This is a genomic window from Tardiphaga sp. P4_G1 (assembly GCF_056401215.1).
The window spans coordinates 98486-114068 of sequence record NZ_JBFUJU010000013.1 but is presented as its reverse complement, the minus strand read 5'-3'; the positions used below and the strand labels follow the sequence as shown (position 1 = coordinate 114068).

Annotated in this window: 12 protein-coding genes; 7 read left to right on the top strand and 5 right to left on the bottom strand. The window is 63.9% G+C overall.

Annotated features, from left to right (window positions below; all coding sequences use genetic code 11):
- Positions 1-31: 31 nt before the first annotated feature.
- Positions 32-1600 carry a serine hydrolase domain-containing protein gene (locus AC1DUY_RS27055; protein ID WP_478118329.1) on the bottom strand — a complete coding sequence of 523 codons (1569 nt, stop codon included), beginning with the start codon at positions 1598-1600 and terminating at the stop codon, positions 32-34.
- A 99-nt stretch (positions 1601-1699) separates the two neighbouring features.
- Here AC1DUY_RS27055 and AC1DUY_RS27050 point away from each other — a divergent pair, with 99 nt between their 5' ends.
- Positions 1700-2566, top strand: coding sequence for a DUF2163 domain-containing protein (locus tag AC1DUY_RS27050; protein ID WP_478118327.1), 867 nt, complete (start codon positions 1700-1702; stop codon positions 2564-2566).
- A 6-nt stretch (positions 2567-2572) separates the two neighbouring features.
- On the opposite strand, the gene AC1DUY_RS27045 is transcribed toward AC1DUY_RS27050, so the two are convergent.
- Positions 2573-2713, bottom strand: a complete 141-nt coding sequence (locus AC1DUY_RS27045; RefSeq protein WP_478118325.1) for a hypothetical protein — start codon at positions 2711-2713, stop codon at positions 2573-2575.
- Between the two features lie 518 nt (positions 2714-3231).
- On the opposite strand from AC1DUY_RS27045, the gene AC1DUY_RS27040 reads away from it, so the two are divergent.
- The gene (locus tag AC1DUY_RS27040; RefSeq protein ID WP_478118323.1) at positions 3232-5883 is read left to right on the top strand and encodes an autotransporter family protein; all 2652 of its coding nucleotides are present in this window, start codon (positions 3232-3234) and stop codon (positions 5881-5883) included.
- A 149-nt stretch (positions 5884-6032) separates the two neighbouring features.
- On the opposite strand, the gene AC1DUY_RS27035 is transcribed toward AC1DUY_RS27040, so the two are convergent.
- From AC1DUY_RS27035 to AC1DUY_RS27025, 3 genes are all read right to left on the bottom strand, one after another.
- The gene (locus AC1DUY_RS27035; RefSeq protein ID WP_478118321.1) at positions 6033-7223 is read right to left on the bottom strand and encodes a helix-turn-helix transcriptional regulator; all 1191 of its coding nucleotides are present in this window, start codon (positions 7221-7223) and stop codon (positions 6033-6035) included.
- 267 nt (positions 7224-7490) lie between these two features.
- Positions 7491-8015 carry a DUF3455 domain-containing protein gene (locus AC1DUY_RS27030; protein ID WP_478118319.1) on the bottom strand — a complete coding sequence of 175 codons (525 nt, stop codon included), beginning with the start codon at positions 8013-8015 and terminating at the stop codon, positions 7491-7493.
- A 19-nt stretch (positions 8016-8034) separates the two neighbouring features.
- The gene (locus AC1DUY_RS27025; RefSeq protein ID WP_478118317.1) at positions 8035-8457 is read right to left on the bottom strand and encodes a GFA family protein; all 423 of its coding nucleotides are present in this window, start codon (positions 8455-8457) and stop codon (positions 8035-8037) included.
- A 195-nt stretch (positions 8458-8652) separates the two neighbouring features.
- Here AC1DUY_RS27025 and AC1DUY_RS27020 point away from each other — a divergent pair, with 195 nt between their 5' ends.
- The 5 genes from AC1DUY_RS27020 (at position 8653) to AC1DUY_RS27000 (ending at position 15514) form a co-directional block, all read left to right on the top strand.
- Positions 8653-9093, top strand: a complete 441-nt coding sequence (locus tag AC1DUY_RS27020; protein ID WP_478118315.1) for an NlpC/P60 family protein — start codon at positions 8653-8655, stop codon at positions 9091-9093.
- Positions 9093-12947, top strand: coding sequence for a baseplate multidomain protein megatron (locus AC1DUY_RS27015; RefSeq protein ID WP_478118314.1), 3855 nt, complete (start codon positions 9093-9095; stop codon positions 12945-12947). Before AC1DUY_RS27020 ends, AC1DUY_RS27015 begins: the two co-directional genes overlap by 1 nt.
- A gap of 101 nt (positions 12948-13048) precedes the next feature.
- Positions 13049-14116 carry a DUF2793 domain-containing protein gene (locus AC1DUY_RS27010; RefSeq protein ID WP_478118312.1) on the top strand — a complete coding sequence of 356 codons (1068 nt, stop codon included), beginning with the start codon at positions 13049-13051 and terminating at the stop codon, positions 14114-14116.
- A gap of 43 nt (positions 14117-14159) precedes the next feature.
- The gene (locus AC1DUY_RS27005) at positions 14160-14924 is read left to right on the top strand and encodes a glycoside hydrolase family 19 protein (protein ID WP_478118310.1); all 765 of its coding nucleotides are present in this window, start codon (positions 14160-14162) and stop codon (positions 14922-14924) included.
- Between the two features lie 2 nt (positions 14925-14926).
- On the top strand, positions 14927-15514 hold the full coding sequence (locus AC1DUY_RS27000) for a 3TM-type holin (protein WP_309944670.1): 588 nt from the start codon (positions 14927-14929) through the stop codon (positions 15512-15514).
- Positions 15515-15583: the final 69 nt, after the last annotated feature.

Genomic DNA, 15583 nt, shown 5'->3' with positions numbered 1-15583 from the left:
CAGGTGCATTGGTCGTGAGGGAGGCGGACGATCAGTCGGTCGTCTCGCCGTGCAGTTCGAGCTTGTAGCTGTCGGTGTTCTCGAAATTGACCGTGACCTTCTTGCCCTCGAAAGCCAGCCTCCAGGACTGCATTTCGCTGTGGCCGAGAATGCGGCGCTCGACGATAAAAGTATTGGCGTTCGTCCATCGCCCGCGGACCGCATCGACGCCATAGCTGACGGGAGAACCGGTCCGGAAATTGCCGTCAAGTCCGAGCGGGCCCGTGAAGCGGCGTGTCTGCTCGGGCTTGCCTGTGACCGTGGTGATCTCCCATGACGGGCTGTCGCCGACCAGGTTCAGGCTAAAGGTCCCGACCCGGATTGCATTTTCGGTGAAGCGGTAGGTCTTGCCGGAGATGTCTTTGGCCAGCTCCGGCGTAAGGCCGAGCGGCGACGGCCGCGGCGTTGCCGCGTTGCGGATCGATGCGGCCAGCAGTGTTTGCGCAACGGGATCGTCGGGCAGGGCGCTCTCGGATTTCACTGCGCTGGCGATGTCGTCGATCAGACGGCGGGTCGGATAGAATTCATCCTTGCGCATGCTGCCGGTCAACACGGCGACGATATCGAGTTTCGGCAAAACCATGACCAGTTGCGAGTGCAGACCTCGCGCCATATAGGCGCCTTTCTCAGGGATCGACCACCACAGATTGGCGTAATGATTGTCGGCAGTTGCGACGATCTTGCCCTCGGCCGTGCGATCGACCCATGACGGCGGAATGATCTCGCGGCCTTCCCAGACACCGTTTTGCAGATAGAGATAGCCGATCTTTGCCATGTCATGCGGCGGGATATAGAGCCCGGCTTCGCCATCGGTCACGCCCTGCGCATCGGGGCGACCCCAGTCGATGTCGGTAATGCCCAGCGGTCCGAACAATTCGCGCTTGGCGAATTCGAGCGCGTTCTGTCCCGTCTTCTTGTTGATCAGCGCGGAGAGCAGATAGGGATTACCGCTATTGTAATAGAACCGCTCGCCCGGCGCGCGGCTCATCTCCTGGCCAAGCACGAATTCGGTCGGATTTTTGCTGCGATACATCCGGTCAAGCGTTTCGTCGGATGTATAGGCTTCCTCCTTCCAGGCGATGCCGGAAGTCATGTCGAGCAGATGCTGGATCGTGATGGCCTTCTTGCGATCATTCAGTTTGTCGATCTGGTTGTCGGCGAACAGATCGACGACCGGGTGATCGACACTGTCGAGTATCCCGTTTTTCAATGCGATGGCGATCAGTGTCCCGGTGACGCTCTTGGTCACCGAGCGCAGATCGTGGCGCAGGCCGGCCATATAGGGCGCGTAATAGGCATCGGCGACCAGCCTGCCGTGGCGCACAATCAGCAGGCTGTCCTGCTGGCGTGCGCCGACGGTATCGATCAGTTGGGCCAGCTTGCCGGAATCCATCCCTTGCGATTCCGGTGTTGCGATCTGCCAGCCCTTGGTTGGCCACGGCGTATTCGCCGCCCGCTCTGCGTCTGGCGCGCTGGCTGCGGGAGTGACCGTCGCAGGACTAACAATCGATGTGACGATCGCCGCGAGCACGGCGATCCCGGCAAGGCGTTGTCGCAGCATCCGTCCGCTCCCTGTGCCCGGCTTATCGGGCCGCTATTGTGAGAGCAATTAGAGCGCGAAGGATGGTCGCGCGCAACGACAACGTTTCAGGATCCAATCATGCGCAGCATCCCGCCCGCACTTCAGGCCAAACTGGATTCCGGTGTCACCACACTGGCACAGGTGTGGAAGCTGACGCGGCGCGATGGCGTTGTCGCCGGCTTCACCGATCATGACTGCGATCTCGTCATCGGCGGCGTCACCTATCGCGCCGGCACCGGGCTCGCGGCGTCGGAGGCAACCAGCCGCTTCGATCTGTCGGTCGATGGCGGCGATATCGCCGGTGCGCTGGATGACGACATCCTCACCGACGCCGATCTCGCGGCGGGCCGCTACGATGCCGCGCAGGTGGAGACCTGGCTGGTGGACTGGAGCGACGTTGCGCTGCGCGTGCTGACGGCACGCGGTACGCTCGGTGAGGTGAAGCGCGAAGGCACCGCATTCATCGCGGAATTGCGCGGGCTTGCGGCGTTGCTGTCGCAGGAGAGCGGGCGGCTTTATACGGCGCGCTGCGGTGCCGACCTCGGCGACGGCAAATGTCGCATCAATCTCGCAGGCTGGCGAGGCGCTGGCGCGGTGGCGGCGCTCGAGGGTGCCTCGATGTTCTCGGCCAGCGGACTCGATGCGTTTGCCGATGAGCTGTTCACCGCAGGGCGCCTGACATGGACAAGCGGCGGCAATGCCGGGCTGGCGATGGAAGTGAAGCAGCATCGCGTCATGCCGGGCCATGTGCGGCTGTCGCTATGGCAGGCCATGGCGGAGCCGATCGCGGCCGGCGATGCTTTCACAGTCACGGCCGGCTGCGACAAGACGCTGGCGACCTGCCGCGATCGCTTCGACAATGTCGATAATTTTCGCGGCTTCCCTGATATTCCCGGCAACGACTTCGTCATGAGCTATCCGACGCCCGGGATGGGTGGGGGATGAGCGCGATCAATCCGTCCCCTGCAGGGTGAGGGATGGCGTGTGGATCGCATGTGATGCGGCGGCATCGATTCGTTGCAGGGCGATGTAGTGGACGATCACGAAACAGGCGATCGCGGCGGCGTAGAGCAGACGTTCGAGCAATGCCATCGGTGGTCCATCCGGATGAGAGGCGCGCTTGTCGTGGCTCATCATCGATGGCGCAGTGATATCAAGCGTCCTACGAACGGCTGATGCGACTTCACATTCGTCTGTTGCGTGCGTTGCCACGTTCTGACGCGAGAGACATCGAACCAGCGCACGCACTGATAGATTGAGCTTGATCTGTGCGGGCGTGACCAATGTCCGCTGTGCTTAGGTAGTAACGAAATTCTGCTCCGCAGCGAATGATGCAATGTGCCAATCGGTGATATCACCGGCTTCGCGTGCCGATCTCGAAAGGCTTTGTTAAGCGTCTTTCGTTGCGCGAGCGACACACGCCGCATGTTTGTCAGCGAGAACACGCTCCAGTTATTGTCGGATTGATTTAGCTCATTTACCGTCGCAACTATTCTTCGCGGATTGCACGCCTCAAGATTCGCATCCTCGAACCGGACCCGAGCGAAACTGGAACGAGCATCATGCGCGAATGCGTGGTTGAAGTAGCAACCCGACGACAACCAGATGACATGCGCCAGAAGACTCTGGATCGCGCGCGGCGATCCCCATCTGCCAGCCACGGAGCGCGCTGGTTCCACTTGCTGCTCGCGAGCGCCTCGGCAACGGCGCTCACGGCCTTGTTTGCCGCACCAGCAGCAGCACAAGTTTCAGACTGGAGCGGCGCCGTCAGCAATGACTGGACGCTCGCGACCAACTGGGCAGCCGGAACCGTTCCCGCCGGAGCTGGCACCACGAACGTGAATACGACGTCACCAAATGCGACTATCCTCGGCGTCGGCGGTCCGGCGATCGGGGCGACAGGGAGTTTGATTCTCGGCAACAACGCTGGAACGTTCGGCAACCTGACGATCCAGAACGGCAGCTCCCTGACAACCGGCATCGCGCGGTTCGGACTTAACGCCACAAGCGGTGGCATCCTCACTGTCACCGGACCCGGGTCGCAATGGGTGGCCGGCGGACTTGTGTCTGTCGGCTTTCTGGGTACCGGCACGGTGAACATTCAGAACGGCGGCCAAGTCGTCGCGGCGGCCGGCATGACCCTGGGCAACGGCGCCTCGTCTTCCGGCACGCTCAACGTCAGCGGGGGCGGCACGCTGGAGACCCAATTCCTGCGGGGCGGCGCCGGCGCGAGCCAGGCTAACTTCGACAATGGCATTCTGCGTGCCAGGGCCAACAATGCGACCTTCATCAACGGCTTCAATCCCGGAGAGCTCAACCTTCTCGCGGGCGGGCTGACCATCGATACCAACGGCTTCACCGTGGGCACGGACGCGACATCCGGCTTCAGCGGCATCGGCGGGTTGACCATCACCGGCGGCACGGTTTTCAGCCTTCTGGCGAACAGCACCTATTCCGGCGAAACGCGGATCGTGGCCGGCAGCGGCCTCGCGCTGTCGGGCGCCGGCGCCATCGCCAATTCCAGCAGGGTCATCGCGGACGGCGCCTTCAATGTCTCGGGTATCACGGCGGCCGGCACAAGCATCCAGAGCCTCGCGGGAAGCGGCGCCGTCACGCTGGGCACGAAGGATTTGACGATCACCAATGCGAAGAACGATCTGTTCTCCGGTGTCATCTCCGGCACCGGCGCTCTGACGGTCAGCGGCGGCAAGCAGATTCTTTCAGGCGTCAACACCTATACCGGCGGGACCACGGTGAACGGCGGCACGCTGGCGGTCAACGGCAGCGTCTGCGGCGCCATGACCGTGTTGGCCGGCGGCACGCTGCAAGGCATCGGTACGGTCTGCAATACATCGAATACGGGGATCGTGGCGCCCGGCAATTCCATCGGCACGCTCACGGTCGCCGGCAACTACACCGGCAATGGCGGAACGCTGCTGATCGAATCCGTGCTGGGCGGCGATGCCTCGCCGACCGACCGGCTTGTCGTCACGGGCAACACCGCAGGCAGCACCAATGTGCGGGTGATCAATCTCGGCGGCGGCGGCGCGCAGACCGTCGAAGGCATCAAGATCGTCGATGTCGCCGGCGCATCGAACGGCGCGTTCTCGCTGCTCGGCGATTATGTGATCCAGGGCCAGCAGGCCGTGGTCGGCGGCGCCTATGCCTATACGCTGCAGAAGAACGGCGTGAGCACGCCGACCGATGGCGACTGGTATCTGCGCTCCAGCCTGGTCAATCCGCCGCCGCCGATGTCGGCTATGCCGCTGTATCAGCCGGGCGTCCCGCTATACGAAAACTATGCGCAGGTGCTGCTCGGCATGAACGAATTGCCGACCATGCAGCAGCGCGTCGGCAATCGCTATTGGGGCGGCAGCGATGCCATGGCGCGCGCAGGTGTCGCGGCGGCACCAGGCGATGGCTCTTCGGCGCCCACGGCGTTCTGGGGCCGCATCGAGGGCGGCCAATCCGATTTGCAGCCCTCCACCACCACGGGCTCGACCTATAAAGCCGACCAGTTGAAGGTGCAGGCGGGCCTCGACGGTCTCCTGATGGAGAACGAGCGCGGAAGGCTGATCGTCGGTCTCACCGGGCAATATGGCCTGACCACAGCGAATGTCGCATCGGTCTTCGGTAATGGCCGCATCCGCGTCGAAGGTTCGGGTGTCGGTGGCACGCTGACCTGGTTCGGCGACAACGGCTTCTATGTCGACGGCCAGGCGCAATCGATGTTCTATCGCAGCGATCTGTCTTCGGTGCTGGCCGGCAGCCTGACCCACGGCAACGAAGGGGTGGGCTATGCTTTCAGCGCCGAAGCCGGCAAGCGGTTCGCGGTCGGCAACGGCTGGTCGCTGACGCCGCAGGCGCAGCTGTCCTATTCGAAGGCCGAGTTCGATCGCTTCTTCGATCGGTTCGGCGCGCCGGTATCGTTGCGCGATGGCGACAGCCTGCTCGGCCGCGCCGGCCTTGCGCTCAATCACCAGAAAACCTGGAACGACGGCGCGGGCATCGTGCGCTCGGATATCTACGGCATCGGCAATCTGCGCTACGAGTTTCTCGACGGCACCCGTGTCGATGTCGCCGGCACCGGCTTCGCCAGCGCGCAAGACCGTCTCTGGGGCAGCATCGGCGGCGGCGGCACCTATAGCTGGGCCAACGGTCGCTACGCGGTGTTCGGCGAGGTCTCCTATAGCGCGAGCCTTGAAGACGCGGCGGCGAACCGCAGCTACAAGGGCACCGGCGGCTTCCGCATCGTCTGGTGAGCGAACGCGCTGGTCGCGCAACTCAGTCAAGACCTTGTGTTTGTTCTGCGCCGCGACGTCGCCAGCCATTCAGGCAAGGCCTTACGCCGTTTTGCACGATCGGCGTATCGCGACCCGGTACGTCGAACGCGCGGCAAATGATCTGGCGCTCATCCGATCAGCTGCGTCGCATAGCCGGCATACAGCTTGACCAGATCCGCCTGCCGCCGGGTTCCGGTTTTGTAGAACAGACGGCTGAGATGCGTCTTGATCGTCGTTTCGGCGACGCCGAGCGCTGTGGCGACTTCGGGCACGCCGCCGACCTGGACGATCGCCAGCAGGACGCGAAGCTCTGACGGTGTGAGCTGGAATGCCTTGCCGATGAGTTCCGGCGGCGAGGTGGCGTCGATATCCGCCTTGCGCACGAACAGCGCCGCCGTGGCCGAATAGACCAGTCCGGCCTGTCGCCGTGCACCCGATGTCAGCGGCAGGAGATGTGCGACGTATCGTTCGCCAGTGCTGCCGACGAGCGGCATGGCGATTCCGCGCATGCCGAGCGCGCTGTCGCCTTCACCGGCGACGGCGAGGGCCTCTCGCAAGGCGCGATCGGCCTGGCTGTCGCGAGCACTGAGGCGGCCGGAGGAGGCGCGCAGGACGTCCGCTGTATCGAGCATGGCATGGCCAGCAAAGTTGGCATGGACGATGCGCGCTGCCGAATCGACGAGGAACAAGCTAACGCTCAGCCCGTCGAGCGTATCCGCCAGTGTTGCTGCTTCGCCGGCTTTCAAGTCGAACATGCGTCCGATCATCACGGCGCGGCGGATATGCGGCGCGATCAGTCGCATGCGGTGTCGTGCGCGCTCATCCGCGACGCCGTCACGCTCATGCCGGAATACGCCGAACATGGCGACATTGGTGATGGACTTGTCGAGCACCGAATTGATGCAATCCGCCAGTCCCTGCGGCTGCACCCATTCCTTGTAGAAGCGGGTTTCCCTGAACTCCGCGTAAGGCAGGATGTCCTCGATCCCAATCGGTTCATCGAGCTCCGCGAAGAACTGCACGGTCGTGGTGGGATCGAGCGCAACATATTTGTCGAAATAGGAGCTTTGATAGTCCGCGGAAATGCCGACCACGTGGAGAATATGCCCAGACGGCATCGCTGCATTCTTGGTATAGAGGCTGGCGCCGACGCCGCCGACGAATTGCATCGCGCGCTCGATCGCATTCGTCCAGGACGACGAGTCGAGGACGGTGTCGTAGATGCAGCTGATCAGGTCGCTGAGTTGTTCTGCGCTTTCTGCGAGATCAGGCGATGCGAGCCGGGCGGCCATCGGCCAGAGCGGAGTCACTGACGTCATTTGCAACTATCTCTCGGGAAGGTGAGCATGCACCTTTGCATGCGTGCCTATGCCGGCACACCACGATGCGTGATTGGAAAGCTATGTGGTTCCGGCGGCGATGTCGTTGCCGAACGCGCAGAAGCTGTGTTTCAGCGTGCGAAATATTTTCCGGATGATGCGCGGAATAAATCGAAAATCGCGGACGTGCGCCGATCGGTCTTTGATAGCAAAATGACGGCGCTTGCGGCGCCGTCATTTGAACCAAATTCAACTGATGCGGAACACTCAATCCTTGTGCAGGAATGCGTAGTCTGCCGAATAGGGCACGCTGAGAAACTGGCCGGCATCATCGCATGAACCGGCAGCAATGCCGCCTTTGGTGTTGATGCGCTGGATCACGTCGACCATTGCGAGCTTGCCGTCGCCATGCCGGTCAGTCACCGTCAATTTGAGCCACGGAATGTCGTTCGCGGTTTTGCCTGGTGCGCGGCCAACTGCTTTGCCGCCCAGCGTGCTGCCATCGGTGAGTTCCCAATGCGGGCCCGCATAGTGGCGGCCTACGGTCAGTCCATCGGACAGCAGCGTGGCGATCGGCTCGCGGAAGATCCAGGCAAGCTTGCCGTCGGAGGCGGCCATGCACTCATACACCTGCGCGCCTTCGGCGTGATAGATCGCGACAATTGTGGCATCCGGTTCGGCAATCTCGGACGGCACCTGAGCCGCGACCGGATGCGCAAACGCGGCGAGGGCGGCGATGAGCGCCGCCCCGAACAGTCGGTACTTCACTTTGCAATTCATATGATCGTTCATGGGACCTCGCGCGTGATGTCTATTCAGCGACGGCTTCGCCGGAGCCGCCGAGCTCCGCCGGAAAATCCTTCAACTTCGGCAGGCCGTCCTTCATCGGCAACACGGCCTCCGCATAATTGACGTGGACACCGGGTTCGAAACGAAGTGTCGGGATGGTCGCCGCAAAGACATCGACCAGGCCGAACGTCGGATGATTGGTCAGCAGGTGCCCGCCACATTTGCTGCAATACTGGCGCTGGCTGAGCGGCGTCTTCTGGAAGCTTGCAATATGCTTGGCGCCCGCGGTGATCCGCACGGCGTTCGGCTTCCACAGGCTGAAGGCATTGACCGGACCTCCGGACCACGAACGGCATGAACTGCAGTGGCAATAGCCCATCGCTTCCGGGACACCATCCACTTCCAGTTCGACCGCGCCGCAGAAGCACTTCCCAACATGTGTCATCGATCTCATTTCCTCTTGCTCGTGCATTTCGTCCCGCGGCGAAGCCGGGGCATCGCGCGTCCTGCTAGCAGGGACGCGCAAGCCGGAGCGTCATGCGATCGGATGAGGCAGCATCACAAGATGTGTCGATGCAACACGCGTACCAGACCGCAATGTGGCCGGTCGCGCAGTCGCTGACGTCATGGAGTTCACCTCATGGTCGCAACGCTCAAGCCCTCTGTCATTGTTGCCGAGGCGCGGAGCTGGATCGGCACGCGCTATCAGCATCAGGCGTCGCTCAAGGGCGTCGGATGCGATTGTCTCGGCCTCGTGCGCGGCGTCTGGCGCAATTGCATCGGCAGCGAGCCGGAAGCACCGCCCCCTTATGCACCGGACTGGGCCGAGGCGCGGGGCGAGGAGGCACTGGCACAGGCGGCGTTGCGTCATCTCGTGCCCATCGGAATCGATGCGTTCGGATGTGGCGATGTCCTGCTGTTTCGCTGGCGCGACGGCTTCGTTGCCAAACATGCGGCGATTGCGAGCGGCGAGGGCACGATGATTCACGCCCATGACGGCGCCGCCGTGTGCGAGGTCGCGCTGACACCGTGGTGGCGTCGTCGTCTGGCTTATGCGTTCCGCTTTCCCGGAGTGAGCTGATGTCGCAACTGGTTCTCTCCACGGCCGGCGGCGCCATTGGCGGCATGTTCGGCCCGCTTGGCGCGATCGCAGGCCAGCTCGCCGGTGCGGCGCTCGGCGGTGCGATCGATAGCGCGCTGTTCGGCTCAAATAATCAGACCACAAGCGGGCCGCAGCTCGCCGATCTCGATGTGATGGCGTCGACGGAGGGCGCGCCAGTCCCGCGCGTCTATGGCCGTGCGCGGCTGAGCGGCCAGGTGATCTGGGCGACGCCGCTGGAGGAAGTCGCGACCTCGGAGACGGAGCCGACAGGCGGCGGCAAAGGGCTCGGCGGCGGCCCCACCACAACGACGACGACCTATCGTTACTTCGCGAATTTTGCCGTGGGGCTGTGCGACGGCGTGATCGGCCGCGTCGGGCGGATCTGGGCCGACGGCAAGCCGCTCGATCTCGACGGGATCAATTTTCGCGTCTATCGCGGCACCGAAGACCAGATGACGGACGGGTTGATCGTCGCCAAAGAGGGCGCGGGCAACGCGCCGGCCTATCGCGGGCTCGCTTATGTCGTGTTCGAGCGCTTGCCGCTGGCGAATTTCGGCAACCGGATTCCGCAACTGTCCTTCGAGATCATCCGGCCGATCGGCCTGCTCGAAGCGATGGTGCGCGCGGTGACGCTGATCCCCGGCACCACCGAATTCGGCTATGAACCGTCCACGGTGGTGCAACTGCTCGGTCCCGGACAATCCGCACCGGAGAACCGCCATCACGGTTCGGCGCGGTCCGATGTGGTGGCGGCGCTGGACGATCTGCAGGGCCTGTGCCCGAACCTGCAACGTGTCGCCATTGTCGTGGCGTGGTTCGGTTCGGATCTGCGCGCCGAATATTGCGCCGTGCAGCCGGGCATCGACAATCCCGCCAAGACGACCAGCCCGCTGTCGTGGGAGGTCGCTGGCGTTACGCGCCCCTCCGCCTATGTGGTGTCGCAAATTGCAGGACGTGCGGCATTCGGCGGTACGCCGTCCGATGACAGCGTCGTGCATCTGATCGGCGAGCTGAGAGCGCGCGGGCTGAAGATCACGTTCTATCCGTTCGTCATCATGGACGTGCCATCCGGCAATGGCTTGCCCGATCCGTGGAGCGGGGCAGGCACACAACCGGCCTATCCCTGGCGCGGCCGCATCACCTGCGATCCCGCGCCGGGACGACCGGGCTCGCCTGATGGCACTGCAACCGCGGGCGCGCAGATCGACAACTTCTTTGCCGGCGGTCTCTGGAACTATCGCCGGATGGTGCTGCACTATGCGCAGCTCGCATCGCTTGCCGGCGGCGTCGATGGCTTCATGATCGGCTCGGAATTGCCTGGGCTGACGCGCGTGCGCTCGGCGCCCGGCGTCTATCCCGCTGTCGCTCAACTGATGGCGCTCGCCAGCGACGTGAAGGCGATCGTCGGGGGCGGCACGGCCGTGACCTATGGGGCGGACTGGACGGAATATGGCGCGCATGTCGCTACCAGTGATGCGTCGGAGATCCGCTTTCCGCTCGATCCGCTCTGGGCATCGGCCGCCATCGATGCGGTCGGGATCGACTATTATGCGCCGCTATCCGACTGGCGCGACGAAGCCGATCATCTCGACCGCGATCTCGCCACCACGATCTATGAGCGCGCCTATCTGCGCGGCAATGTGGCACGCGGTGAGGCCTATGACTGGTACTATCCGAATGACGATGCCCGCGATGCGCAGGAACGTGTTGCGATCACCGACGGGCTCGGCAAGCCGTGGATCCATCGCGTCAAGGATCTCTGGAACTGGTGGGGCAATGCCCATCACGAGCGCGTCGGTCATGTGGAATTGGGCAGTACGACCGCATGGGTTCCGCGCAGCAAGCCGATCTGGCTGACGGAAGTCGGCTGTCCCGCCGTCGACAAGGGCGCCAACCAGCCCAGCGTGTTTCCCGATCCGAAATCGTCGGAGAACTTTGCGCCGTATTTCTCCAGCGGCGCGCGCGACGACCTGATGCAGCGGCGTCATCTGGAGGCATTGATCTCCGCCTTCGATCCGGCCTTCGGCGCCAGCGATGCCGAGAATCCGGTGTCGCCTGTTTATGGCGGGCGGATGATCGATGTGTCCGCCATTCACATGTGGACCTGGGACTCGCGACCCTATCCGATATTTCCGGCGGCCGACGACATCTGGGGCGATAGCGCCAACTGGCATACCGGCCACTGGCTGAACGGCCGACTCGGCGGTGCGCCGCTGGATGCATTGGTCGACAGGCTGGCAACGGATGCCGGCGTCACGGGGATCGATGCCTCGGCACTATCAGGCGGCTGCGACGGCTATGTGGTGGACCGGCCGATGGCGCCGCGGGCGACGATCGAGCCGCTGTCGGTGGCTTACGCCTTCGATGCAACGGCGGCGGATGGCACGCTGCGCTTCATCCCGCGCGGCGGCGCGCCGGTGGCGGAATTATCCGAGGACGATCTGGTGGCGCCGGATGACGGCGCGCTGGCGCGCCTCGTACGCGCGCAGGAGACCGAACTGCCTGTTCAGGTCAGCATCGGCTTCAGCGATGCACTGACGGATTATCGCCGCTCGGCGGTGTCCTCGCGCAAACTCACCGGCGGCGCCAGCCGCATGCTGCATGCGGATCTCGCGGTCATCACCAGCGATACGGCGGCGACGCAGCGCGCCGAGGTCTGGCTGCAGGACCTGTGGGCCGGGCGCGAGCGCGCGGAGTTCGCCGTGGGGATGAATGCGCTGGCGCTGGCGCCGGGCGACGTGATTGCGCTGACGCTGAAGGGCCGACGACGACTGTTCGAGATCAGCGGGCTCGTCGATACGCAGGCGCGGCAGGTGACGGCGCGCAGCATCGATCCCGACGTGTTCGCCGTGCCGCTGCTGGCGCCCGAGATCAAGCTGCCGCCGGTGCCGCCAGCGCTCGGGCCGGTGCAGGTGCTCGCGCTGAACCTGCCGGTGATCGACAGTGGCAATGCCGATGTGCTGACGCGGCTCGCTGTCTTCGCCAATCCGTGGCCGGCCTCGGTGGTGGTCTGGCAATCCAGGGACGGCGCGAGTTTCCAGGTGGCAGCGGTCGCGGCGACGCCTGCTGTCATCGGCGAGACGCTGGATGTGCTGCCGGCCGGGCCGACCGCACGATGGGACAATGCCAATAGCTGCCGTGTGCGGCTCCATGGCGGTGCACTGGCGTCGCTGTCGGACGCGCGGGTGCTCGGCGGCAGCAATTCCGCAGCACTGCGGAATGCGGAGGGAGACTGGGAGATCATCCAGTTCGCCAATGCCGAACTGGTCGAGGCCAACACCTATAAGCTGTCGCGGCTGCTGCGCGGGCAGGCGGGGTCGGAATCCGCGATGGCAGCGCTATTGCCGGTTGGTGCGCCGTTCGTGATGCTCGACAGAAGCCTGGTGCCGATCGCACGGGGACTCGACGCACTCGAACGACCATTGTCGCTGCGCGTCGTCGGCAATGGCCGCAGCCATGACGATGCCTCAGCCGTCGCGCTGGTGCTGACGCCGGATCGCAGTGCGCTGCTGCCGCTGGCGCCCGCGCATGTGAAGGCCGCGCGCAAGAGCGACGGCATTCACATCTCATGGATCAGGCGAACGCGTCTCGATGGCGATGGCTGGAATGCCGAAGTGCCCCTCGGCGAAGACGGCGAGGCATACCGGCTCGAGATTCTGTCCGGCACGTCGGTCATCCGCAGCATCGCCTGCACCACATCGCAAGCGCTTTATGCGGTGGCCGACGAACTCGCGGATTTCGACGCACCGCAGCTGAGCCTGCATCTGCGCGTGGCGCAGCTCTCCGGCACCGTCGGTGCCGGGCATGCGACCGAGGGTATAATTTCATTGTGATCGTCATTGCGAGGAGCATAGCGACGAAGCAATCCAGCTCTTGGTTTTCTGGATTGCTTCGCTGCGCTCGAAATGACGGCTGAGAGCGCGAGACCGTAGACATGACCGACACGCCGAATCTCGGACTGCCCTTCATCGATGGCGGGCAGGCGCAGAAACACGTCACCCACAACGAGGCGCTGCGCATTCTCGACGCGGCGATCCAGATCTCGGTACTCGATGTGACGCGAACCGTACCGCCGGCATCGCCGGCCGAGGGCGCACGGCATATCGTGGCGGCCGGGGCGTCAGGGGCCTGGAGCGGCCATACGCTGGCCATCGCCACATGGCAGGACGGGGCATGGACGTTCCTCGTGCCGAAAGCCGGCTGGTGCGTCTGGTCGATCGCCGATGACGTGATGATGGTGTTCGACGGCGCGCTGTGGCGCGATCTGCGCAACCTTGCGCTCGACAATATCGACCATCTCGGCGTCAACACAGCGGCCGACAGCAGCAACCGCTTCAGCGTCAAGTCCGATGCCGTTTTGTTGTCGCATGACGACGTAACACCCGGCAGCGGCGACCTGCGGGTGACGTTCAACAAGCTGAATGCAACGAAGGATGTCGGCTTCACATTGCAGTCGAACTATTCACCGCGCGCGCTGATCGGCTTGCTCGGCAGCGACGATCTCTCGATCAAGGTCTCCGTCGATGGCGTGACCTATCGGACCGCGCTGGCAGTCGACAAGACCAGCGGGCAGGTCAGTTTCGAGCAGTCCCCGAAGTTTCTCGCCTATCTGAACTTCGACAAATATTGCGCGGCGAACACCTTCACCAAGGTGCAGTTCAACAATAGCCGGCATAACGACCAGAGCGTTTTCGATGCCGCGAACAACCAGTTTGTCGCGCCGGTCGCCGGCGTCTATGCGCTCGGCTTCCGCGTGTTGTTCAAGGCCAATGCGGCGGTGCCAACCATGCTGACGGCGGCCATGTACAAGAATGGCGTCGAACTGCTCGACGATACGCGCGTGCAGACATCGGCGCTCGTCAGCAACAGGACGATGCTGAGCGGCCATGCGCTGCTCAAGCTCGCCGCCGGCGATGCCATTTCGGTCTGGGCCGCGATGGAGACCAACGACGGCTATATCGCCGCCGCGCAGAACGGCTTCTACGGCCACCGCATCGCCTAGTTGCGCGACGGCGAGGATCTCGCTCTCCTACAGGATCATCATCATGAAGCTCGATGAAAACACCTTGCGGCGTCTCTGGCCGCAGGGCGACAGCCGCGTGCCCGGATTGCTGTCGGGTATGGTGCAATCGTCCGAGGCTGTGTTTGCGCGCTACGGCATCACCACGCCGCTGCTCGCCGCGCATGTGATGGCGCAGATATCACACGAATGCGGAGCAGGGCGCGACGTCGTCGAGAACATGAACTACAGCGCCGGGCGGATGATGCAGGTCTGGCCGTCGCGGTTTCCAACCATGGCGAGTGCCGCACCTTATGCCGGCAATCCGCGGGCGCTCGCCAACAAGGTCTATAACGGCCGCATGGGCAATGCCGTTGGCTCCGACGACGGCTGGAATTTCCGCGGCCGGGGCGGATCGCAGACCACGGGCCGCGAAGGCTATGAGCGGGTCAGGAAGGCCACGGGGATCGATGTGGTCAAGCATCCCGACTACCTGATCGATCCGCGTTACTTCCTCATTTGCGCTGTGTCGGATTTCATCAATTGCGGCTGCGTGCCATTTGCGAGAGCGGATGACATCGTCGGCGTCACCCGGCGGCTCAATGGCGGCACCGTGGGTCTCGCCGAGCGCAAGGCCTGGCTGGCGAAATGGAAGGCTGCGCTGCGCGATGTGTCGCTGGCGCCAGCGCCGTCCGTGGGGCTACCGCCCGTGATCGCATCGCCGCCGCTGGCGCCGGAACTGCCGACAGCCAAACCGACCAATCTTTTCGCTTTCATCGCCGCGCTTGTCGCGGCCTTCCGGAGGACATGACCATGGACTGGGGTGACCTTGCCAAACAGGTGATTGCGCTGGGCGCGCCGATGCTGGGGACGGCATTGGGCGGCCCGCTCGGCGGTGTGGCCGGCGAGATTCTCGCCAAGGCGGTGGGCTCGGTGACGCTGACGCCGGCGGCGGTGCAGGCGGCGCTCCCCGCGGCCGATCCGACCAGGCTGGCTGAAGCCGAGGCGCATTGGGCTGACATGATCCGCGCCGAGGCGGAGACCCAGCGCGCGGCGATCAGCGAGACCCAGGCGACGATCCGGGCCGAGATCGCCAGCGACGATCCGCTGCAGCGTTGGTGGCGGCCGGCCTATGCGCTGGAATTGACGGTAGAATGCGCCGCGCTGTGGTGTGTTCTGATGCACGAGTTCTGGACCGGGGATATCCAGACCATCAATGCGCTGGTCAACGCCACAGCGCTGCTGGTGACCTATTGGGGGTTCCGGTTCGGCGTGCTAGGCGTCTATATCAGCGGCCGCACCCGCGAAAAGGTCAGTGCACTGACCGGGCAGGATGCGCCCGGCATGGTCGAGAAGCTGGTCAAGGCGCTGACGGTTAAAGACGGTGTGAAGAAAAAGTAAGGTTGGCGGCCGTCGCCATTCATGGAGTGTTCACGCGTCCGGGCATCAATTCGGATTGTGAACGCGGAG

Coding starts and splice junctions, on each gene's coding strand:
- AC1DUY_RS27010 (WP_478118312.1), top strand. CDS start 13,049: ATGACCGACACGCCGAATCTCGGACTGCCCTTCATCGATGGCGGGCAG.
- AC1DUY_RS27015 (WP_478118314.1), top strand. CDS start 9,093: ATGTCGCAACTGGTTCTCTCCACGGCCGGCGGCGCCATTGGCGGCATG.
- AC1DUY_RS27045 (WP_478118325.1), bottom strand. CDS start 2,713: ATGGCATTGCTCGAACGTCTGCTCTACGCCGCCGCGATCGCCTGTTTC.
- AC1DUY_RS27000 (WP_309944670.1), top strand. CDS start 14,927: ATGGACTGGGGTGACCTTGCCAAACAGGTGATTGCGCTGGGCGCGCCG.
- AC1DUY_RS27055 (WP_478118329.1), bottom strand. CDS start 1,600: ATGCTGCGACAACGCCTTGCCGGGATCGCCGTGCTCGCGGCGATCGTC.
- AC1DUY_RS27020 (WP_478118315.1), top strand. CDS start 8,653: ATGGTCGCAACGCTCAAGCCCTCTGTCATTGTTGCCGAGGCGCGGAGC.
- AC1DUY_RS27025 (WP_478118317.1), bottom strand. CDS start 8,457: ATGACACATGTTGGGAAGTGCTTCTGCGGCGCGGTCGAACTGGAAGTG.
- AC1DUY_RS27005 (WP_478118310.1), top strand. CDS start 14,160: ATGAAGCTCGATGAAAACACCTTGCGGCGTCTCTGGCCGCAGGGCGAC.
- AC1DUY_RS27030 (WP_478118319.1), bottom strand. CDS start 8,015: ATGAACGATCATATGAATTGCAAAGTGAAGTACCGACTGTTCGGGGCG.
- AC1DUY_RS27035 (WP_478118321.1), bottom strand. CDS start 7,223: ATGACGTCAGTGACTCCGCTCTGGCCGATGGCCGCCCGGCTCGCATCG.
- AC1DUY_RS27040 (WP_478118323.1), top strand. CDS start 3,232: ATGCGCCAGAAGACTCTGGATCGCGCGCGGCGATCCCCATCTGCCAGC.
- AC1DUY_RS27050 (WP_478118327.1), top strand. CDS start 1,700: ATGCGCAGCATCCCGCCCGCACTTCAGGCCAAACTGGATTCCGGTGTC.